At 66.8% G+C, this 20,711-nt stretch carries 21 protein-coding genes and 1 pseudogene; 17 read left to right on the forward strand and 5 right to left on the reverse strand.

Annotated elements, in window-relative coordinates; all coding sequences use genetic code 11:
* Nucleotides 1-136 precede the first annotated feature (136 nt).
* Nucleotides 137-934, reverse strand: a complete 798-nt coding sequence (lexA, locus tag LOC60_RS14290; protein ID WP_230026289.1) for a transcriptional repressor LexA — start codon at nucleotides 932-934, stop codon at nucleotides 137-139.
* 501 nt (nucleotides 935-1,435) lie between these two features.
* Between lexA and LOC60_RS14295 the strand changes: the two genes are divergently transcribed.
* The 8 genes from LOC60_RS14295 to LOC60_RS14330 all read left to right on the forward strand — a co-directional run bounded on the left by LOC60_RS14295 (nucleotide 1,436) and on the right by LOC60_RS14330 (nucleotide 7,562).
* Nucleotides 1,436-1,870: a LysM peptidoglycan-binding domain-containing protein gene (locus LOC60_RS14295; RefSeq protein WP_230026290.1), complete on the forward strand. Its 435-nt coding sequence runs from the start codon at nucleotides 1,436-1,438 to the stop codon at nucleotides 1,868-1,870.
* Nucleotides 1,871-1,918: 48 nt separating this feature from the next.
* On the forward strand, nucleotides 1,919-3,019 hold the full coding sequence (locus LOC60_RS14300) for a histidinol-phosphate transaminase (protein WP_230026292.1): 1,101 nt from the start codon (nucleotides 1,919-1,921) through the stop codon (nucleotides 3,017-3,019).
* Between the two features lie 156 nt (nucleotides 3,020-3,175).
* Nucleotides 3,176-3,793 (forward strand): imidazoleglycerol-phosphate dehydratase HisB, encoded by a 618-nt coding sequence (hisB, locus tag LOC60_RS14305; protein ID WP_230026293.1) that lies wholly within the window; start codon nucleotides 3,176-3,178, stop codon nucleotides 3,791-3,793.
* Nucleotides 3,790-4,428 (forward strand): imidazole glycerol phosphate synthase subunit HisH, encoded by a 639-nt coding sequence (gene hisH, locus LOC60_RS14310; RefSeq protein ID WP_230026294.1) that lies wholly within the window; start codon nucleotides 3,790-3,792, stop codon nucleotides 4,426-4,428. The genes hisB and hisH overlap by 4 nt, the downstream gene beginning before the upstream one ends.
* Before the next feature lie 8 nt (nucleotides 4,429-4,436).
* Nucleotides 4,437-4,595, forward strand: coding sequence for a hypothetical protein (locus tag LOC60_RS14315; RefSeq protein WP_227924525.1), 159 nt, complete (start codon nucleotides 4,437-4,439; stop codon nucleotides 4,593-4,595).
* Nucleotides 4,596-4,617: 22 nt separating this feature from the next.
* Nucleotides 4,618-5,367, forward strand: coding sequence for a bifunctional 1-(5-phosphoribosyl)-5-((5-phosphoribosylamino)methylideneamino)imidazole-4-carboxamide isomerase/phosphoribosylanthranilate isomerase PriA (priA, locus tag LOC60_RS14320; protein ID WP_230026295.1), 750 nt, complete (start codon nucleotides 4,618-4,620; stop codon nucleotides 5,365-5,367).
* Between the two features lie 2 nt (nucleotides 5,368-5,369).
* Entirely contained in the window at nucleotides 5,370-6,218 is an 849-nt protein-coding gene (locus LOC60_RS14325; RefSeq protein WP_230026296.1) for an SseB family protein, read from the forward strand.
* 33 nt (nucleotides 6,219-6,251) lie between these two features.
* Nucleotides 6,252-7,562, forward strand: a complete 1,311-nt coding sequence (locus LOC60_RS14330) for an MFS transporter (protein ID WP_230026297.1) — start codon at nucleotides 6,252-6,254, stop codon at nucleotides 7,560-7,562.
* Between the two features lie 108 nt (nucleotides 7,563-7,670).
* Here LOC60_RS14330 and LOC60_RS14335 read toward each other — a convergent pair whose 3' ends face one another.
* Nucleotides 7,671-8,099 (reverse strand): DUF1844 domain-containing protein, encoded by a 429-nt coding sequence (locus LOC60_RS14335; protein ID WP_229953128.1) that lies wholly within the window; start codon nucleotides 8,097-8,099, stop codon nucleotides 7,671-7,673.
* A 389-nt stretch (nucleotides 8,100-8,488) separates the two neighbouring features.
* On the opposite strand from LOC60_RS14335, the gene infC reads away from it, so the two are divergent.
* From infC to LOC60_RS14360, 5 genes and pseudogenes are all read left to right on the forward strand, one after another.
* The gene (gene infC / locus LOC60_RS14340; RefSeq protein ID WP_230026298.1) at nucleotides 8,489-9,508 is read left to right on the forward strand and encodes a translation initiation factor IF-3; all 1,020 of its coding nucleotides are present in this window, start codon (nucleotides 8,489-8,491) and stop codon (nucleotides 9,506-9,508) included.
* Between the two features lie 104 nt (nucleotides 9,509-9,612).
* Complete coding sequence (gene rpmI / locus LOC60_RS14345) at nucleotides 9,613-9,807, forward strand: 50S ribosomal protein L35 (RefSeq protein WP_230026300.1); 195 nt, start codon at nucleotides 9,613-9,615, stop codon at nucleotides 9,805-9,807.
* A 119-nt stretch (nucleotides 9,808-9,926) separates the two neighbouring features.
* Nucleotides 9,927-10,580, forward strand: a complete 654-nt coding sequence (gene rplT, locus LOC60_RS14350; protein ID WP_230026301.1) for a 50S ribosomal protein L20, sunset domain variant — start codon at nucleotides 9,927-9,929, stop codon at nucleotides 10,578-10,580.
* An 18-nt stretch (nucleotides 10,581-10,598) separates the two neighbouring features.
* Nucleotides 10,599-11,528, forward strand: a complete 930-nt coding sequence (locus LOC60_RS14355; protein WP_230026302.1) for a TrmH family RNA methyltransferase — start codon at nucleotides 10,599-10,601, stop codon at nucleotides 11,526-11,528.
* A gap of 107 nt (nucleotides 11,529-11,635) precedes the next feature.
* Nucleotides 11,636-12,579: pseudogene (locus LOC60_RS14360) on the forward strand (cation diffusion facilitator family transporter).
* Here LOC60_RS14360 and LOC60_RS14365 read toward each other — a convergent pair.
* On the reverse strand, nucleotides 12,512-13,765 hold the full coding sequence (locus LOC60_RS14365; RefSeq protein ID WP_230026303.1) for an MFS transporter: 1,254 nt from the start codon (nucleotides 13,763-13,765) through the stop codon (nucleotides 12,512-12,514). The pseudogene LOC60_RS14360 and the gene LOC60_RS14365 sit on opposite strands and share 68 nt — an antisense overlap.
* A 212-nt stretch (nucleotides 13,766-13,977) precedes the next feature.
* Between LOC60_RS14365 and LOC60_RS14370 the strand changes: the two genes are divergently transcribed.
* Complete coding sequence (locus LOC60_RS14370; RefSeq protein WP_230026304.1) at nucleotides 13,978-14,790, forward strand: putative protein N(5)-glutamine methyltransferase; 813 nt, start codon at nucleotides 13,978-13,980, stop codon at nucleotides 14,788-14,790.
* A 9-nt stretch (nucleotides 14,791-14,799) separates the two neighbouring features.
* Nucleotides 14,800-15,279, forward strand: a complete 480-nt coding sequence (locus LOC60_RS14375; RefSeq protein ID WP_230026306.1) for a (deoxy)nucleoside triphosphate pyrophosphohydrolase — start codon at nucleotides 14,800-14,802, stop codon at nucleotides 15,277-15,279.
* Here the strand turns inward: LOC60_RS14375 and LOC60_RS14380 are convergent.
* Nucleotides 15,276-16,391, reverse strand: a complete 1,116-nt coding sequence (locus LOC60_RS14380) for an Rv2578c family radical SAM protein (RefSeq protein ID WP_230026307.1) — start codon at nucleotides 16,389-16,391, stop codon at nucleotides 15,276-15,278. The genes LOC60_RS14375 and LOC60_RS14380 overlap by 4 nt on opposite strands.
* 38 nt (nucleotides 16,392-16,429) lie before the next feature.
* On the reverse strand, nucleotides 16,430-16,909 hold the full coding sequence (locus LOC60_RS14385; RefSeq protein ID WP_230026308.1) for a hypothetical protein: 480 nt from the start codon (nucleotides 16,907-16,909) through the stop codon (nucleotides 16,430-16,432).
* Nucleotides 16,910-17,052: 143 nt separating this feature from the next.
* On the opposite strand from LOC60_RS14385, the gene pheS reads away from it, so the two are divergent.
* Nucleotides 17,053-18,150, forward strand: a complete 1,098-nt coding sequence (gene pheS / locus LOC60_RS14390; RefSeq protein WP_230026309.1) for a phenylalanine--tRNA ligase subunit alpha — start codon at nucleotides 17,053-17,055, stop codon at nucleotides 18,148-18,150.
* Entirely contained in the window at nucleotides 18,151-20,688 is a 2,538-nt protein-coding gene (gene pheT, locus LOC60_RS14395) for a phenylalanine--tRNA ligase subunit beta (protein WP_230026311.1), read from the forward strand.
* Nucleotides 20,689-20,711 lie beyond the last annotated feature (23 nt).

The raw sequence follows: 20,711 nt of genomic DNA on the forward strand, positions 1-20,711 counted from the left end.
CCCCCCCCCCCCCCCCCGCGCCCCCCCCCCCCCCCCCCCCCCCCCCCCCACCCCCCCCCCCCCCCCCCCCCCCCCCCCCCCCCCCCCCCCCCCCCCCGCCGCTGGTTAAACAGGTATTCGAGTGTCTAGCAGGTGCTCACAGCGAACGCATTACCGAGACGACCTTGCCCATGATGGTTGCCTCGTCGCCAAGGATGGGCTCGTAGCGGGTGTTCTGCGGCAGCAGCCAGGTGTGTCCGTTCCGCTGCCGGAAGGTCTTTACCGTGGCTTCGTCCTCCAGCAGGGCGGCAACAATGTCACCGTTTTCGGCGGTCGGCTGGCGCCTCACGACCACCCAGTCGCCGTCGCAGATGGCTGCGTCCACCATGGAATCGCCCGCAACACGAAGCATAAAGAGGTCGCCGTGGCCAACCAGCTGGCGCGGCAGCGGAACCATCTCTTCCACCTGCTGGTCCGCCAGGATCGGCCCGCCTGCGGCGATCCGCCCGACCAGCGGAACCATTGCGGTGTCGATCGCCGTCGTCAGGTCGGCAACACCAGCGGTGCCGCCCGCGCGTGCCTTGCCGCTGCCGGAGGCGTTGTTTGCCGCAGTATCCGCCGCTGCCGTGTTCCCGCCGTCCGCCGCGTTGCCTCGGCGCTGCGGGGCATCGCGGAGCAGGAGCGGGACCAGGATCTCCATGGCACGGGGACGCTTGGGATCCCGGCGGATATAGCCCAGCTTCTCCAGCTGGCTCAGCTGGTGGGTGACGCTGGAGAGGCTGGCCAGGCCCACAATGTCGCCGATTTCCCGCATGGACGGCGGGTAGCCGTTGGCGTTCACCGAGCGCTGAATGGTTTCGAGGATCTTGGTCTGGCGGGCGGTTAGGCCCTTGGTGCGTCCTGCCGGCGCGGGCGCGGCAGGGGAGGGGGTGCTGCCATTGGTAACACGGGCCACGTCGGCTTCCCTTCACAGTCGGCCCGGGGATGCGGGCCGGATGGTTCTAGCGGTGTATCTGGTTTGTCCAGCGGTGAGTTCGTACTGCGGTGATGAATTGCCGGCACCGTTTGCCGGTGCCGTTTTGTCAGCACCGTTTCTCAGTGCCGTTTTGTCAGTGCTGTTTTGTCAGTGCGGGGTGGTTAGTTGGTCCCAGTCGCTTCCAACAGGTTCAACGCTAGGGGAGCGGAACCGAATTTTCAAACATATATTCGAGCGAGTCTCGACAATGTTCGTAGATAAGTGCTAGAAATGTTCGAGTACAACTTAGAACATACGTTCGAGTCTGAGCGTGGATCCAGTTTGGGTCTGAGTATGAGTCTGAGTATGAAAAGGCCCGCCGACACCTCGGTAGGCCCACCAGATGTTCGAATGCAGTTTCGAGCCACAGTGCTTTCCCGGTGCTATTGCGGGAGGGGCGGGGGTCGGCATAACTGCTCTTCGGACCGGAAAGGTATTGACATGTCAGTACACGTACTGCCCTTGACCGCACAGAGCCTCACCGGCACGGGTTCGGCCCGCGCCGTTGCTCCGGCGGTTGTTACGCCCGCCCGCAGCCTTACCCCCTCGTCTGCCCCCTCGGAGTCCGTCCCGCTGCGTCTCACACGGCGCGGACGGCTGGTCCTCGTCGGCGCGCCGTTGATGATTGCAGCCGCAGTCCTGCTTGCCTTCATCGGTTTCTTTACCGCACCGGCCATGGCATCGGTGGATTCCGCGGAACAGACACGCACCATCCAGGTGAGCGTTTCCTCCGGCGATTCCCTCTGGTCGCTTGCCACCGAATTCGCTCCTGAACAGGATCCCCGCACCGTCGTGGCCGACATCGTGGAACTCAACAACCTGGCAGATGCCACCGTCCCCGCGGGCAGCCAGCTCTATATTCCGGTCTCGCGCTAGCGCAGCCGGCGAGTGCAGCCCCACGTCCGGGCGTCCTAAGCTGTAGGGGTGAATGAACAGCTGGAAAACCTGAACCGACTTCCCCTGCGCGATGATCTGCGCGGACTGACGCCGTACGGCGCCCCGCAGCTGGATGTGCCGATCCTGCTGAACGTCAACGAAAACACCCACGGGCTTCCGGAGCATGTGCGCCGGGCCATTGTTGCCGAGATCGAAACCGTCGTCTCAGGCCTGAACCGGTATCCCGACCGCGAATTCACCCGGCTTCGGGAAAACCTGGCCAAATACCTGGGCCATGACCTGACCGCGGAGAATATCTGGGCAGGCAACGGGTCCAACGAGGTCCTCCAACAGATCCTGCAGGCTTTCGGAGGACCCGGGCGGACAGCCATGAGCTTCCCTCCCACCTACTCCATGTACCCGCTGCTGGCCAGCGGCACCGGCACCAAGTACATCACCGGGACGAGGGAACCGGACTTCTCCCTGACCCCGGAATCGGCTGCGGAACAGATCCGGGCCCAGGCACCCAATATCGTGATTCTGTGCACCCCGAACAACCCGACGGGTACGGCACTGGGACTGGACGTCATCGAAGCCGCCTATGCCGCGGGCGAAGCTTCCAACGCCATCGTGGTGGTTGACGAGGCCTATGCCGAGTTTTCCCACACCGACACGCCCAGCGCCCTGCAGCTGCTTCCCGGCCGGGAGCGGCTGGTCATTTCCCGCACCATGTCCAAGGCCTTCGCCCTGGCAGGTGCCCGCATCGGTTACTTCGCTGCCGCACCGCAGGTTGCCGATGCCCTCCGTCTGGTCCGTCTGCCCTATCACCTCTCGGCAATCACGCAGGCCACGGCGAACGCCGCGCTGACGCATGCCGATGCGCTGCTCTCCAACGTCGAGGACATCAAGGGCCAGCGGGACCGCATAGTGGCGGAGCTGAACGGGCTCGGACTGGAACCGGCCCCGTCGGACTCCAACTTTGTCCTGTTCGGCGGAATGGAGGACCCCCGCGCCGTGTGGGAAGGGCTGCTCGAAGCAGGTGTCCTGGTCAGGGACGTCGGCATTGAAGGCCATCTGCGGGTTACGGCCGGCACCGAAGCCGAAACCACGGCGTTCCTGACCAGGCTCCGGGAGCTGCTGGCCGCCTGAGCGCTGCCCGCCGGGCGCTCCGGGTCCGGCGTGCTCCGGTACGCACCATGACCTGCGGAGGCTGCGGTTTCGGGGAGACGGCGCGTTCGGGACTAAACTGATGACCTGCCGGGGCTTTGCCTATTGCTCCGGCCCCGATCTTCGTGAAGGAACCCCATGACTGTGGAGACCGCCACCGGACGCACCGCCCGCCTTGAGCGGACCACCAGCGAATCGTCCGTCGTCGTTGAGCTGGACCTGGACGGCACCGGCCGCGCCGATATCAGCACCTCGGTGCCGTTCTATGACCACATGCTGACGGCGCTGGCCAAGCACTCGCTGATGGACCTTACCGTCCGGGCCACCGGCGACACGCACATCGATGTCCACCACACCGTGGAGGACGTCGCCATCAGCATCGGCGAAGCGCTTCGGATTGCCCTGGGCACCAAGGCCGGCATCCGGCGGTTCGGCGAAGCGACCGTGCCCCTCGACGAGGCGCTGGCGAACGCCGTCGTCGATATTTCCGGGCGGCCGTACCTGGTGCACTCCGGCGAACCCGCCGGCCAGGAATACCACCTGATCGGCGGACACTTCACCGGATCGCTGACCCGCCACGTGTTCGAAGCCATCACGCTGCACGCCCAGATCTGCCTCCACATGCGGGTCCTCGGCGGCCGCGATCCCCACCACATTGTCGAGGCCCAGTTCAAGGCCTTCGCCCGCGCACTGCGGGCGGCTGTCGAATCCGATCCGCGCGTAGAGGGCATCCCCTCCACGAAGGGAGCACTGTGAGTCCCCGCAACGTCACTGTCCTGGACTACGGTTCCGGCAACATCCGCTCGGCGGTGCGCGCCCTCGAGCACGCCGGCGCCAACGTCACGCTCAGCGCCAAGCCAGACGACGTACTGAACGCCGACGGACTGGTGGTGCCCGGCGTCGGCGCATTCGCGGCCGTAATGCAGGGACTGAAGGACGTGGATGCGATCCGCATGATCGGCCGCCGTGTTGCCGGCGGCCGGCCGGTCCTGGGCATCTGCGTGGGACTGCAGGTCCTCTTCGACGAAGGCGTCGAACACGGAGTCCGGACCAAGGGCATGGGCGAGTGGCCCGGCGTGGTCGAACGCCTGGCCGCCGACGTCGTTCCCCACATGGGCTGGAACACCGTCACCCCGCCGGAGGGCTCGGCCCTGTTTGACGGCATCGAGGACCAGCGGTTCTACTTCGTGCACAGCTACGGCGTGCAGAAGTGGGACTTCGACGTCACCCAGCCGGCCATGCGTCCGCCGCAGGTCACCTGGGCGGACCACGGCGGCCCGTTCATCGCCGCGGTGGAGAACGGCGCACTGTCGGCCACCCAGTTCCACCCGGAAAAGTCCGGTGACGCCGGTGCGGCGCTGCTGAACAACTGGCTGAAGACCCTGGGCTAGGGGCCGATATGTGGAGCGTTATCCTCATGGGCCTGGCCGGGCTGCTGATCGGCGGAGCGGTGTCCTTCCGCAGTCAGGGCATGTCCAAAATCATCGTTATCAGTTTCTGGGTCCTGGCCGGAATGGCCCTGCTGGGCGCATACCTGCTGACCCTTGACCTCTCCTGACCCCACCACCGAAAGCCGTCACATGCCCTTCAGTGAAACCCCCGTCCTTGAACTCCTGCCCGCCGTGGATGTCGCCGACGGCCAAGCCGTGCGCCTCGTGCAGGGTGAAGCAGGCAGCGAGACCAGCTACGGCGATCCGCTGGACGCAGCGCTGGCCTGGCAGAACGACGGCGCCGAATGGGTCCATTTGGTGGACCTCGACGCGGCCTTCGGCCGGGGGTCGAATCTTGACCTGCTCAGCCGCGTGGTGAAATCCCTGGATATCAAGGTGGAACTCTCCGGCGGGATCCGCGACGACGAGTCCCTGGAGAAGGCCCTGGAACTGGGTGCTGCCCGGGTCAACCTGGGAACGGCTGCACTGGAGAACCCGGGATGGACCGCCAGCGCCATTGCCCGCTACGGCCAGGCGATCGCCGTCGGCCTCGACGTGCGCGGCACCACCCTCGCCGCCCGCGGCTGGACCCAGGAAGGCGGAGACCTCTGGGAGGTGCTGGCCCGGCTGGAAGAAGCCGGCTGCGCACGTTACGTGGTCACCGACGTCACGAAGGACGGCACGCTCCGCGGACCCAATCTGGACCTGCTCCGCGAGGTGCTCAAGCGCACCGACAGGCCCGTGGTGGCCTCCGGCGGCATCTCCAGCCTCGATGACCTGGCTGCCCTGCGGGAACTGGTTCCGCTGGGCCTCGAGGGCACCATTGTGGGCAAGGCACTCTATGCCGGCGCGTTCACGCTACCCCAGGCTCTCGACGTCGCCGGGCACCCGGAACGCTAGGCATGGCAGCACGCGAACTGCCCGGCCACATCGCTGCGGCCCTTGCCGGGGCCGGCGGCCCCACCGATTCCGCCGGCCGGCCGTGGTCCGGACGGGACCTGGCCGGCGAGGGAAACCCGCTGCACAACTTCGACTCCGACAACGGGCAGACCGACGCCGGCTACGCGGCGGCCCTGGCGAAACTGGTAGCCGGGAGCGGAAGCGAAGCGGAAGTTGTAGCCTCCCTGGCCGCTGCCCGCGTCTTCGTGCCGATCGTGGCCGTGCTGGGCGAGGAAGCGGAATCGGATCACGGGCTCACCGCGGACAAGCAGGCCGATATGGCGCTGGTGACGCTCAGTGCGCCGGACGGCCGCAAGGCGCTGCCGGTGTTCACCTCGGTGGCCGCTTTGGAACACTGGCATCCCGAAGCCCGGCCGGTTGCGGTCTACGCCAACCGTGCCGCACTCTCCGCCGTCGCCGAAGACGCCCAGCTGCTGGTGATCGACCCGGGAGCCGAATTCACCTTCGTGGTACGGCGTCCCGCCATGTGGGCCCTGGCCCGCCAACAGGAGTGGCTGCCCTCCTATGCCGATGCCGGACTCGTAGCGGCGGCCGAAGCCGCCGCCGGGCCGGACCCCCGGATCCTGGCCGTGACCCTCCAGCAGGGGCCGGGGACCGCGTCGCGGACCGCCGCCGGTGCGCCGGTGGCCGGGGGAGGGGCCGGCCCTGAGCTTAGAATGGTGCTTCAGCTTGCGCCCGGACTTGATCCGCAGGACGTTTCAGCCCTGGCGGCCGGACTGCAGCAGCGCCTGACTGCCAACCCCGAGTTTGTTGAGCGCGTGGATTCACTGGAGCTGAAAATCACGCGCTGACCCGTCCGGCGTAGCCGCCAGAAGAGGACTGCCGTGAATTTTGGCCTGTACCGCGAGATGCTGCGGATAGCCCCTATCCGCCGTGTCCTGCTCATCGGGATGATCGCCCGTTTCCCGCATTCCGCCGCCGGAGTGCTGCTGACCCTGCACGTGGTCAACACCATGGACAAGGGCTACGCGGCCGCAGGTGCCGTAGCCGCCGTCGTGACCATCGGCATCGCGGTGGGCGGCCCCTGGCGCGGCCGCCGCGTAGACACCGTGGGCCTGAGGCGTGCCCTGATTCCCTCGGTCATTGCCGAAGCAGTCATCTGGAGTCTTGCTCCGCATGCCAGCTTTGAATGGCTGCTGGTCCTGGCCCTGATCGGCGGGGTGTTCACCCTCCCGGTCTTCAGTGTGGTGCGGCAGTCGCTGGGCGTCCTGGCCACCGGTGAACAGCGGCGCACCGCCTTTGCACTGGATTCCATCGCCACCGAGCTCGTTTTCATGATGGGACCTGCCCTGGGCGCGGTAATAGCAACACGCTCGTCGGTCATCGGACTCACCGCAGTCGGGGTGTCCTCCGCAGTAGCCGGGGTGCTGCTGATGTGGTTCAACCCGCCGACCCGCACCGCGGAATCCCGGAACGCCGTGACTGCGGCCGATGAGCAGGACGCTGCTGCGGCCGCCGCCGTCGCCGTGGCCCCGGCAAATGTGCAGGAAGCACCGATGGAACTGACCGGAGCCGGCCTGCCGGACGGCCCGCAGAGCCTGTTCGGCCGGCTGCGAAACGGCCTCGCGGGAAGCTTCGGCTGGTTTACCCCGAGCGTGGCCGTGGTCTTTGCCGTCGCCGTCGGCGCCGGGCTGCTGCTGTCCAGCACCGACGTCGGCATTGTGGCGCTGGTGGAAGCCGGTGGAAACCCGTCCGAGGTCGGCATTGTATTCGTCGCGTGGTGCACGGCCTCCGCTGTCGGCGGGATTCTCTACGGAGCCATGAACCGGCGGATCCCGCCGATGCTGCTACTGCTGGCCATGGCCGTCCTGACGATGCCGATGGCCTTCGCCACCGGCACCCTCAGCCTTGCACTGCTTTCAATCGCCCCGGGCCTGCTCTGCGCGCCGGTGCTGTCTTCGGCATCCGAGCGGGTGGCTGACCTCGTGTCGGAGGAACGGCGGGGCGAAGCCATGGGCTGGTACGGCTCGTCGATGACTGCCGGCACCGCGCTGGGCGCACCTGTGGCAGGCCTGGCCATCGACGTCATTGGTCCCTGGTCCGGCTTCCTGATGGCCGGCGGTGCCGCATCCGTGCTGGTGCTGGTGACGCTTATGGTCCGGGGGTTCGCCCGGCGCCCGGATCCGGTCCGCTAGTTTCCGGGCAGGAAAAAGCCCGAAGAGCCTGCCGCGGATTCCGCGGTACCGGCAGCTGCCGGCGTCAGGCCCTTCGGGCGATCAATGGTGCGGGGGAGGAACGGAGTCCTAGCTGACGGGGCCGGTGAACTTTTCGCCCGGACCCTTGCCCGGAGCATCCTGGATAACGGAAGCTTCGCGGAAGGCGAGCTGCAGGGAACGCAGTCCGTCGCGCAACGGTCCGGCGTGCTGGCTGCCGATCTCCGGGGCGGCGGCGGTGACAAAACCGGCCAGGGCGGTGATCAGCTTGCGGGCCTCGTCCAGGTCCTTGAGCTCTTCGGCGTCATCGCCTTCGGCCAGGCCGCACTTTACGGCTGCTGCGCTCATCAGGTGGACGGCCGCCGTCGTAATGACCTCGATGGCCGGCACTTCGGCAATGTCGCGCATCTGCTCGACGACTTCCTGCTGTGCTGCTGCCGCAGATTCGGACTCTGCTGGTGTTCCCGGGAAGGAGTGGCGGGTTGCCTCGCCGGCCGGATTGCTCTGTGGGGTACTCATACTGGTAAGCTTGTCACAGACCGACTGGTTGTCGTTACTTTCAATGCCCTTCACGGGCGGGATGAAAATCACACTTTCCTCCTGGAAGCTTACGTCGCCGGTATGCAAGCGGAGACCCCTCCCACCCGCGTCGACCTGACCGCCCTCGTTGGCGGCAGAGTTGCCGGGTTCAGGTCGGCACCGGACGGGCTGCAGTATTACTGCGGTTTTTTCCGGGAGCTAACTGCCTTCGAACTGGCTTCGGGGCAGTTCCTGCCGACCCCCACAGGGCCTTCGATTGCGCTTGCAATTGGAGGCCTTCTTCATTTGCAGGCGGTAGCCGTTTTGAAGAGCACAGGAGCTGCAACATTAGCGAGCCAAGAATCAATGATCGGATCCGCGTCCCCGAGGTGCGGCTGGTAGGTCCGGCAGGCGAGCAGGTAGGAGTGGTCCGGATTGAGGACGCACTTCGTCTGGCTGCCGAGTCTGACCTGGATCTTGTTGAGGTAGCACCGCAGGCCAAGCCTCCGGTGTGCAAACTAATGGACTTCGGCAAGTACAAGTACGAAGCCGCCGTCAAGGCACGCGAAGCACGGAAGAACCAGACGAACACCGTTCTGAAGGAAATCCGCTTCCGCCTGAAGATCGACACCCACGACTACGAAACCAAGCGCGGACACGCCATGCGCTTCCTGGCCGCCGGTGACAAGGTCAAGGCCATGATCCAGTTCCGTGGACGTGAACAGCAGCGCCCCGAAATGGGCATGAAGCTGCTGAACAAGTTCGCTGAGGACGTCGCTGAAGTGGGTGTGGTTGAGTCCACCCCGCGGATCGATGGCCGCAACATGGTCATGGTCATCGGCCCGGTGAAGAACAAGGCCGAGGCCAAGGCTGAAGCCCGCCGCGCAACGCAGCGGGCCGACGCCAAGGCTGCCAACGAGGCAGTCCGGAACGGAGAGGCACCGCCGCGCGTGGATACCTCTTCTGAGAAGGCTCCCCTGACGCAGAGCCTCGCGGACCTGCTTCCGGACGGACTGCGTTTGGGTTCCTCCGCTGAAGCTGCCGATAAGGCACGCGCAGAGCAGGAACAGGCTGAAAAGGAACAGGCCGCAAAGCGGGCCAAGGCTGCAGCTGCCGAAAAGGCTGCAACCGAGGCACGCCGCGTAGCTGCAGCCAGCCGGCCGGCCGCAGCGCCTGCCGCTGAAACTGCAGCTCCGGCTCCGGCCCAGCCCGCCGAGGCAGCCAAGCCGGCAGAAGCAGCGAAGCCTGCCGCAGCGCCGAAGCCTGCAGCGGTTCCGAAGCCGACCGCGGCAAAGCCGGCACCCAAGCCTGCAGCCCGGCCCAAGCCTGCAGCAGCACCGAAGCCTGCCGGCAAGCCGTCCTCCTCGCGGGGGACCACCGGCCAGAACAAGCCCGGAACTGCAGAGTAGTTTTACTCTGCGCCGTTCCGGCGTCCAGTAATAAGCCCTGGCACCCGCAAGGTGTCCGAAGCCCCGCGGGCATGCCCGCGGAAACCTAAAGGAGATCGGTAGACATGCCGAAGATGAAGACCCACAGTGGCGCCAAGAAGCGCTTCAAGCTGACCGGTACCGGCAAGCTCAAGCGCCAGCAGGCTAACCGCCGCCACTACCTGGAGCACAAGCCCTCCACGCTGACCCGCCGCCTTGCCAACGACAAGATCGTGTCACCGGCGGACGCCAAGGTCATCAAGAAGATGCTCGGCATCTAGCCAGTCCCCGATAGCCGTCCCGTCCGGGACAGCATCACCCCATCAAGCTTTCCCCGCCTGGATCAACAGGTGCAGAGACTTTTTTGAAGTCGGGGAGATTTACCAAAAGGAGTACGCACGTGGCACGTGTGAAGCGGGCGCTTAACGCCCACAAGAAGCGTCGGGTTATTCTCGAGCGCGCCAAGGGTTACCGCGGACAGCGTTCGCGCCTGGTCCGTAAGGCCAAAGAGCAGCTGCTGCACTCGTTTGTGTACAGCTACGGCGACCGCCGCAAGCGTAAGGGCGACTTCCGCCGCCTGTGGATCCAGCGCATCAACGCTGCTTCCCGCGCCAACGGCCTGACCTACAACCGCCTGATCCAGGGCCTGAAGCTGGCCGAGATCCAGGTTGACCGCCGTATGCTGGCTGAACTGGCCGTCAACGACGCTGCTGCCTTCGCCGCACTGGTCCAGCTCGCCAAGGACGCACTGCCGTCCGACACCTCCGCTCCGGCCGTTGCGGCTGCACCGGTTGCCAAGGCCGCTGCTGCCCCCGTCGCCGAAAAGCCGGCTGCTGCCGTTGCCACCGCTCAGGGCGGCTTCAAGGCTTCCGAGGGCGACGCCCCCGAAGGCTTCGTCATCAAGGGCAACCTGGGTTCGGGCAAGTACCACGTCCCGGGTTCCACCTGGTACGAGCAGACCGTTGCCGAGTACTGGTTCAACTCCGTTGAAGCAGCCAAGGCTGCAGGCCTGGAGCCTGCTGGCGGAGAATCCCGCCAGAAGTTCCAGGGCTAAGTCGGTTCTCCACAGCCGATGAACCTTGAAGGGCGCCCGCAGGCACCGCTTATGTCCAACCCCCGAGCCGATCGGGTCCGTGATGTAGCGAAGCTTGCCGGGCGCTCTTCGCGCTTAAAATCCGGCCGCTTCCTGGCCGAAGGGCCGCAGGCCGTGCGGGAGGCGCTTTCCGCGCACCGTGCGGCTGCGGCCGACGGCGGTTCCGCCGTCGTCCACGAGGTGTATGCCACCGAGGCCTGCCTGGACCGGCTTCCGGAACTTGCTGATCTGGCCCGCGGCGTGACCCTCCGCCTGGCCACGGACGAGGTGCTGGCCGCGATGGCCGACACGGTCTCGCCGCAGGGCATTCTTGCTGTCTGCAACGTCTCCACCGCGACGCTGGAGGAAGTACTCGCGTCCGGCGCCCGGCTCGTTGCCGTGCTGTGCGAGGTGCGGGACCCGGGCAACGCCGGCACCGTGCTCAGGGCCGCCGATTCGGCCGGGGCCGACGCCGTGGTGCTCACCGCGTCCAGCGTGGATATCTACAATCCCAAAGCGGTGCGGTCCACCGCAGGATCGCTCTTTCACCTGCCGGTGGTAACGGGAGCCGACTTCACATCCGTCATTGACGCCCTGCATGCCGCCGGCGTGACCGTCCTGGCAGCCGATGGTTACGGCAACGTCAATCTGGACCGGCTCCAGGACCTCAGTGCGGTCCGGCGCTTCGGCAGTGCCACGGCGGCCGGCGGTTCCGGTGCGGACAACGCGTCCGACGACACCGGCTTGCCGCGGCTTGAGGAAGCCACCGCCTGGCTCTTCGGCAACGAAGCTCAGGGCCTGTCCGATGCCGAACTGGCCGCAGCCGACCACCGCGTAGCTGTCCCGCTCTACGGGCGGGCTGAGAGCCTGAACGTGGGCACGGCCGCAACTGTGTGCCTCTACGCCTCCGCCCGCGCCCAGAACGGGTAACCTGCAGGCTTTCCCCGGCAGAACTTCTCCCCTGTAGCGTATTGGCAACAGTTGCCTCCGGACAGCTGAACCAGCCCATCCAAGTACAAAGAGAAACGGGTCTTAGTATGTCTGCCAGCGGCGGTAATAAGGCGATTATCGCGGCACTGAGCGCCAACCTGGCCATTGCGGTCATGAAGTTCATTGCCTTCGCCTTAACGCGTTCATCCTCCATGCTCGCGGAGGCCATCCACTCGGTTGCCGACTCCGGCAACCAGGCACTGCTGCTCGTGGGCGGCAAACGCGCACGGCGCCAGGCCAGTCCCGAGCACCCCTTCGGCTACGGCCGTGAACGCTACGTTTACGCGTTCATCGTCTCCATCGTCCTCTTCAGCGTCGGCGGCCTGTTCGCCCTCTACGAGGCATACCACAAGTGGCAGGATCCGCACCCGATCGAAGGCCGCTGGTGGTGGGTACCGCTGGCAGTGCTCGTCGGTGCCATCATTGCCGAAGCCTTCTCCTTCCGCACGGCCATCAGGGAATCGAACCACACGCGCGGCAAGCAGAGCTGGAAGCAGTTCGTCCGGACCGCCAAGGCACCGGAACTGCCGGTAGTCCTGCTCGAAGACCTGGGCGCCCTCCTCGGCCTGATCTTCGCCCTGTTCGGCGTGAGCATGACCCTGCTGACCCACAACGGTATCTGGGACGCACTGGGCACGGCCATGATCGGTGTGCTGCTGGTCGTTATTGCCGTAATCCTGGGCATGGAGACGAAGTCCCTGCTGCTCGGTCTGCAACGCGGGATGATGTCCGCAGGATCGAAGCTGCCATCCAGGACGACCCCGATACGCGGATCATCCACCTCAAGACCCTGCACCTGGGTCCGGAGGAACTGCTTGTCGCGGCCAAGATCACCATGGCCAAGAGCGATACCGGGCAGGAGATCGCCGGCGGCATCAATGCCGCGGAAGCGCGGATCCGGGCCGCAGTACCGATCGCGACCGCTATTTACCTGGAACCTGATGTATTTGCTTCGAGGAACGCGCAGGACGCCGGTCAAGTGACCCGCTGATCAGCGCAATAGCCAGACCAAGCAGGGCGAGTACCGCCCCCACCACGGCGGGGGAGCGGTACCCCCAGCCCCAGGCAATAACGACGCCGCCCAGCAGCGCCCCCAGCGCATTGGCCAGGTTCAGGGCCGCATGGTTCAGCGACGAGGCCAGCGACTCGGCCCCCGGCGACACATCCAACAGCCTGGTCTGCAGCGGCGGCGTCAGCATTGAGCCGATCACCCCCACCAGGAAAACCAGCACCATGGCGGTCACCGCGTACTGCACCGCCCACGCGTAGGCCAGCAGGATTACCACCGTGCCGCCCAGGATCGCGTAGATGCTGCCCATGACATTAATATCGGCCAGCCGTCCGCCGGCCACGTTGCCGATCACCTGACCCACGCCGTAGAGCCCGACGACGACGGGCAGCACGTTCTCGGAGATGCCTGCCACCTCGGTCATGGTGGGCGCGATGTACGAATACACCGCGAAGAACCCGCCGAAGCCGACAGTTCCCACCAGCAGGGCCAGCCAGACCTGGGTCCGCCCGAGGGCGCTAAGCTCACCCTTGATGCTGGCACCGGCCAGGGGCGCCTGGTACGGGACGAAACGGGCCACCATGGCAACGGTCAGGAGGCCAATGGCCGCGACCAGGACGAACATCCACCGCCAGCCGGCCTGCTGTCCCAGCCACGTGGCAAACGGCACCCCCACCACGTTCGCGATGCTCAGTCCCAGCATCACCATCGAGATGGCCCACGCCCGGCGCGTCGGTGCCACCAGCGACGCGGCAATGACCGCGGCAACGCCGAAGAAGGCGCCGTGCGGCAGCCCCGACAGGAATCGGGTAAAGAGCAGCCAGGAGTAATCCCCGGCAAAGAACGAAGACAGGTTGCTCAGGGCGAAGAAGAGCATCAGGCCCAGTACCAGGGTCTTGCGGGGCATCCGGGCTCCGAGTGCGGCTAGCACGGGAGCCCCCACCACAACGCCCATTGCGTAGGCAGAGATCACATGGCCGCCCGCGGGGACGGAGATGCCCAGGTCTTCGACCATTTCCTGCAACAGGCCCATGATGCTGAATTCAGTGGTGCCGATCGCAAAACTGCCCACGGCCAAGGCAACTATGGCCTTGGCCGCGGTGGTACGACGGGTGCCGGGTGTGCGCTGGCTGGACAATAAAACGGGCGCGGTGGTGCTCCGGGACATATTCGCTTTCAAAAGTGGGGGATGCGGCTATGCCGCTGCGGACGGCGTTCACGGCCGCGAACAGGAAATGCTCCTGCCGGACGCCGGGACGGCTTCGTCCCCTCCAGCCTAATGCACGGCAGTGCACGAGGAAGGTTTCCTGCTGCAGCGGACTGTGGACGGCACAAGGTTAGGCACTGGTGCCGGCAGCGTGGTCCTGTCACCGTTAACGCGTGCAGAGCCGTGAACTTCCCGAGGGGCTGGTGTCCCGCCTGCGGGATGCAGGGTGCGTGTTCGCCGAAGAGGAAGCGCTCCTGCTGCTGTCCGGCGCCCCCGGCGCAGCGGTGCTGGACCGCATGGTAGCCCAACGGCTGGCCGGACAGCCGTTGGAGCAGATTCTCGGCTGGGCGTCTTTCGGAGGTCTTCGGGTAGCGCTGCGGCCGGGTGTTTTTGTTCCAAGGCGGCGTACGGAGTTCCTGGCCGCCCAGGCGGTGAATGTGCTTGCAGGACGGAGTGCGCGCCTGGTAGTGGAGTTGTGCTGCGGATCGGGGGCGGTCGCGATGGCGCTCTCGGCGGCCGTGCCGGACTGCCGGATATACGCCGTCGACCTTCACCCGGAAGCAGTCGAATGCGCCCGCAGCAATCTGCCGCAGGCCTCCGTCCTGAAGGGTGACCTCTTCCTGGCGCTGCCTCAAGAGCTGCGCGGGAGGGTTGACCTCGTGGTTGCCAACGCACCCTACGTCCCCACCGCGGCGCTGGCCCTGCTGCCGCGCGAAGCACGGAACTACGAACCGGCCGCCACCTTCGACGGCGGCCGTAACGGACTCGATACGGTGGGACGCATCATCAGCGAAGCTCCGCAATGGCTCGGCTCCCGGGGAAAGCTCCTGCTCGAATGCAGCGAGGAACAGGCAGCTGCCGTGGACGGGCTGCTTGCAGCGGCAGGCCTGGCCCCGCAGATTCTCCGGAAGGAGGAAACCGATGCCACGGTTGCCGTGGGCAGTGCACCGCCCCGGAGGACGAAGGGCACCGGGCAGACCGGTTAAGCTCGATGGATGCATTCACAAGAGAATTCCAGCCAGGCCGGTACGGCGGTTCCCCGGTCTTCGCCAAGCGTGCAGGTGGTGGGCGCCGCAATCCTGGATTCCCTCGTTCGGCCCTCGAAGCTCCTGGCGGCGCGGCGAAGCGCTCCCGAAGCGCTCGCCGGACTATGGGAGTTCCCGGGCGGAAAGGTGGAACCCGGGGAAGGCTGCATGGAGGCGCTGCACCGCGAACTGGCGGAGGAGCTCGGGATCCGCGTCGAGCTGGGCGCCGAAGTCCGTGGCCCCTCGGAGCAGGGCTGGCCGCTCAACAGCTCCGCCTCAATGCGCGTGTGGCTGGCAGAAGTCACCGGCGGGACACCCGAGCCGCTGGAGGACCACGACGAGCTTCGCTGGGTGGACCTCACCGAAAAGGCACTGATGGAGCTGCCCTGGATCCCGGCTGACCTGCCCATCGTTACCGCCCTGCAGGAAACGGTTACGGCCGGGCCCTAGAACAGTGCCTCCTGGCTGGCCGCCGGGGCGGCGTCCGGCCTTCCCGCTCCGGGAGCCGTTTCCCCCGCCGGCCGCAGGAACCGGGCGCCGCCGGTGAAGCCGTACTTAGCTTTGAAGAACCGGATCCGCCCGGCCAGCCAGTCCCGGTATTCCTTGGACGCGTACGTGCCCTTGCCGTAGAGGTCGGCGTACCGGCCGGAGAGTTCCGGGTAGTGGCGGGCCAGGAACTCCAGATACCATTCCCGCGCCCCGGGACGCAGATGCAGGGCACCCGCGGTGACGCCGGTGGCCCCGGCAGCAGCGAGCGCGGAGAACAGGGCGTCCAGGGATTCGTCGCCGTCGGTCAGCCACGGCAGGATGGGCATGGCCATGACCGAGCACGGCAGGCCGGCGTCCCGGAGGCGGCTGATCAGCTCCAGCCGTGCACGGGGTGTGGGCGTTCCGGGCTCGGCCCGCCTGGCCAGTTCCGGGTCCACCAGGGCCAGGGAAATACCCATGCCGATCTCGGTCTGCGCGGACGCTTCCTTCAGGAGCGGGATGTCCCGCGCCAGCAGCGTGCCCTTGGTCAGGATGGAGAACGGGGTGCCGCTGTCCGCCAGCGCACGGATGATGCCGGGCATCAGCTTGTAGCGGCCCTCGGCGCGCTGATAAGGATCAGTGTTGGTGCCCATGGCCACATGGTGGTGCTGCCAGGAGGGCCGGGCGAGTTCCCGCTGCAGGACCTCGGCGGCATTGACCTTGACCACCAGCTGGCTGTCGAAATCGGCGCCGCTGTCCATATCCAGGTAGGTGTGGGTCTTGCGGGCGAAGCAGTAGACACAGGCGTGGCTGCAGCCGCGGTACGGATTGACGGTCCATTCAAAGGGCATGTTGGAGCCCCCGCCCACCTTGTTCAGTACCGATTTGGCCACGACCTCGTGGAACGTCACGCCCGCAAAGTCCGGCGTGCGTACGGAGCGCACCAGGCCCTGCAGCGGAATCAGCGGATCGGTGGTGCCGGGCGCCGCCGGCAGGGGCAGTGCTGCGGGCTCCGGCCCGGGTTCCCCCTGTGCGGTGCCGCTATCGTCGCCCTGCGCGGGCGGTGCATTGAGTTCCTGACCTTGCCACCTCATCCCTTCATTAGAACATATGTTCGAATCAGGGGATAGCTCTATCTGCTGCGGATCAGGCGGCGGGGTCGGTCCGGGCGGGGAGCCCGGGTGCGCCGCCGCTGCCTTCCGGGGCCCGGGTGGTAGCCGCCGTCGCGCAGCCCCGCCAGCCGTTCAAACGGATTCGCCGACGCCGGATCTCCGGCGAAGGCCCGGGAGAGGGCCGAGGCGGCGAAGTACGCCGGCAGGAAGAACGGACCCAGAAGCGCGTACTGCGAGCTGTGGCGAATCTCGTGGCGCAGCAGCGGGCTGTCCGGCGCATGGATGCGGCGGGCTGAGGAGGACCGGTAAAACACCACGTTGCCGACGGTGAAGGCGGCCGCACGGGGGAGGGAAAGCGGATAGCCCTCCACAAGGGTGGTCTTCTGCGGCCCGGGCAGGGTCCGGCACCCGGTCAGACGGGCCAGCATCAGGCCGGCGGGCGTGGAAAGGTTCAGCACGTTGATCCACCGGCGGAGGGAGGCGGCAGGCCCGCCAGACAAGGGCGGTCCCGAAGAGGCGGACGGCGGAACGGACGGCATGGCAACCTCCCTGCAGGAGTATGACGGCCCGGCAAGGGGCGTCTACTAGACTTGCAATGATAAGCCAGAACCCAACTAGGGCCGGAAACAGGTAAGCACCGTACATGTCTAACTCCACACCGGGGACCGGTTCCCCAGATACTTCCCCTGAGGGCGCCCTGCCCGAGCCGCCGAATCCGCTGGATGAAGCTGCCATAACCGCCGCCGTCGAGCAGGCGCTCGCCGCCATTGCCGCTGCCGCGGACCTCAACGGGCTCAAGGAAGTCCGGATTGCCGTCACCGGCGAGAAGTCGCCGCTGAGCGGAGCGAACCGGGCCATCGGCAAGCTCCCCAAGGACCAGAAGGCCGCCGCAGGCAAGCTCGTGGGCCCCGCCCGCGGCCGGATCAACTCCGCGCTCGCCGCCCGCACCGTCGAACTCGAAGCGGAGCGGGACGCCCGGATCCTCGTCGAAGAGGCGGTGGATGTCACTGCGGCTCCCCGCCGCCGGCACATCGGCGGCCGGCATCCGATTTCCACCCTGCAGGACCGGGTGGCGGATGTGTTCGTCGGCATGGGCTGGGAAATCGCAGAGGGCCCCGAAGTGGAATCCGAGTGGTTCAACTTCGACGCGCTGAACTTCAAGCCGGACCACCCGGCCCGCGAAATGCAGGACACCTTCTTCGTGGAGCCGCCCGAGGCGCACCTGGTGATGCGCACCCACACCTCCCCGGTCCAGGTCCGCTCCATGCTTGAGCGCGACCTGCCGATCTACGTGCTCTGCCCCGGCAAGGTGTTCCGCACCGACGAGCTGGACGCCACGCACACCCCGGTCTTCCACCAGTTCGAGGGCCTGGCCATTGACAAGGGCCTGACCATGGCCGACCTGGTGGGCACCCTGGAGCACTTCACCCGTGTCCTTTTCGGCGACGAAGCGAAGGTCCGGCTGCGGCCGAACTACTTCCCCTTCACCGAGCCCAGCGCCGAGCTGGACATCTGGCACCCGGGAGCCAAGGGCGGCCCGCGCTGGATCGAATGGGGCGGCTGCGGCATGGTCAACCCCAACGTGCTCCGCGCCGCCGGGATCGATCCCGAGGTCTACACAGGTTTTGCCTTCGGCATGGGCATTGACCGTGCCCTCATGTTCCGCAACGAGGTTTCGGACATGCACGAAATGATCGAAGGCGACGTACGTTTCAGCGAACACTTCGGGATGGAGATCTAAGTGAGAATCCCACTTTCCTGGCTGCGCGAGTATGCCCAGGTGCCGGCGGACGCAACCGCCGAAGATGTAATGGAAGACCTCGTGAAGGTTGGCCTGGAGGAAGAGGACGTCCACCGTCCCACCGATGAGCTGCAGGGACCCATCGTGGTGGGCCAGGTGCTCAGCATGGAGCCCGAGCCGCAGAGCAACGGCAAAACGATTAACTGGTGCTCGGTCCGGGTAGTGCCCGAAGGTGCAGAGCAGACCCTGACCGGCAAGGGCATTGAGCCCTCCGGTGTCCAGGGCATTGTCTGCGGTGCACACAACTTCAAGGTGGGGGACAAGGTTGTTGTCACCCTGCCCGGCGCCGTGCTGCCCGGAGACTTCCGGATCAGCCCGCGCAAGACCTACGGGCACGTCTCGGCCGGCATGATCGCCTCCGTGCGCGAACTCGGAATCGGCGAGGACCACGACGGCATCCTGGTGCTCTCCACCCTGGGGCTGGACCCCGAGGTCGGCACGGACGCGATGGAACTGCTGGGCCTGTACGACCAGGCGGCGGAAATCAACGTCACCCCTGACCGCGGCTACGTTTTCTCCATCCGCGGCGCCGCCCGCGAATACGCCCACGCCACCGGCACCAAGTTCACCGACCCGGCTGCCGCCGTCGTTGTTCCGCAGGCAGACGGCAACGGCTACCCGGTACGGCTCGAGGACGCCGCGCCCATCTACGGCAGGCCCGGCTGCGACCGCTTCGTGGCCCGGACCGTCCGCGGTGTGGACACCTCGCGGCCCACCCCGCCGTGGATGTCCTCCCGCCTGCGCCTGGCCGGCATGCGGTCCATCTCGCTTGTGGTCGACATTTCCAACTACGTGATGCTCGAGCTCGGCCAGCCGCTGCACTTCTACGACCTGGATAAGCTCACCGGCCAGATTGTGGTGCGCCGCGCCGCCGAGGGCGAAACCCTGAAAACCCTGGACGAGAAGGAACGCCGGCTTTCCCCGGAGGACCTGCTGATCACGGACGGCTCCGGTGCCATCGGCATTGCCGGCGTGATGGGCGGAGCCGCTACCGAGGTTGCCGGCGGAACCCAGAACGTGCTGATCGAAGCCGCGCACTTCGAGGAAGTCAGCATTGCCCGCTCCCGCCGCCGGCATAAGCTGCCCTCCGAAGCGTCCAAGCGCTTCGAGCGCGGCGTGGACTGGAACGTGGCCGACGTCGCCGCGCAGCGTGCCGTCGATCTGCTGGTGGAACTCGCGGGCGGCACTGCCGACGAGTCCATCACCGACGTCGGCACCGCCCCCGCGCCGCGGCGCATCGAGCTGCCCGCGCAGTTCCCCGCCCGGCTGATCGGCCTGGACTTCACCGAGTCCCAGATCACCGGCACGCTGGAGGACCTGGGCGCCACGGTCGAGAAAACCGGGGCCGGGTACCTGGTGACACCGCCGAGCTGGCGCCCCGACCTGGAGACGCGCGAGGACCTCACCGAGGAAATCATCCGTCTGGTGGGCTACGACAAGATCCCGTCCACCCTGCCGGTGGCCCCTCCCGGACGCGGCCTCACCCGTCTGCAGCAGCAGCGCCGCCGCCTGATGCAGTCCCTTGCGGCCGCCGGACTTACCGAAGTGCTGGCCTACCCGTTTGTGACCGAGGCGGACAACAACACCTTCGGTGCACCGGACGGCACCCGCCCGGCCCTGAAACTGGCCAACCCGCTCAGCGCCGAATACGGCTACCTGCGCACCTCGGTGCTGCCCGGCCTGTTCGAGGTGGCCAAGCGCAACATGTCGCGCGGTTTCCGGGACCTGGCCCTGTTCGAATCCGGCACGGTCTTCCTGCCGGGCGAGCACCTGGGTACGGAGAGCATCCCGCCGCTGGGCGTAAAGCCGTCCGAGGACGTGCTGGATGAGCTGTACGCCGGAATTCCGGACCAGCCGCTGCACGTGGGCGTCCTGCTGGCCGGCCACGAGTCCGCTCCCGGCGCCGGCAACACGCCGCGTGCCTGGGACTGGGCCGACGCCGTCGACTTCGCCCGGCTCATGGGCGACGTCCTGGGCGTGGAACTCGTGGTGGAGCAGGGTACCCACCAGGCGTTCCACCCGGGCCGCACCGCACGCATTGCGCTGCGCAGCGGCGAGACCGTGGGCTACGCCGGCGAACTGCACCCCAAGCTCCTGGCCGAGCGCGACATGCCCGCCCGCACCGCGGCCGTGGAACTGGACGTGGACGCCATCTTCGAGGCTGCCCCGGATATCATCGTGGCGCGTCCGATCTCCAGCTTCCCCATTTCCACGCAGGACGTGGCACTGGTGGTGGAAGAGGATGTTCCCGCCGAGCAGGTCCGCGAGGCACTGCGCGAGGGTGCCGGGGAGCTGCTTGAAGACGTGGCACTGTTCGATGTCTACGCGGGCCAGGGCATTGAGCCCGGGCATAAGTCGCTGGCGTTCGCGCTGCGCTTCCGTGCTCCGGACCGGACACTCACGGCCGATGAAGCCTCCGAAGCGCGGGCGGCCGCCGTCGCCCTGGCCGCCGAACGGTTCGGTGCCGTTCAGCGCTAGGTTCATCCAACCAACCAGCAGGC

It is taken from the genome of Arthrobacter sp. zg-Y769, assembly GCF_020907405.1.
GTDB lineage: Bacteria > Actinomycetota > Actinomycetes > Actinomycetales > Micrococcaceae > Arthrobacter_B.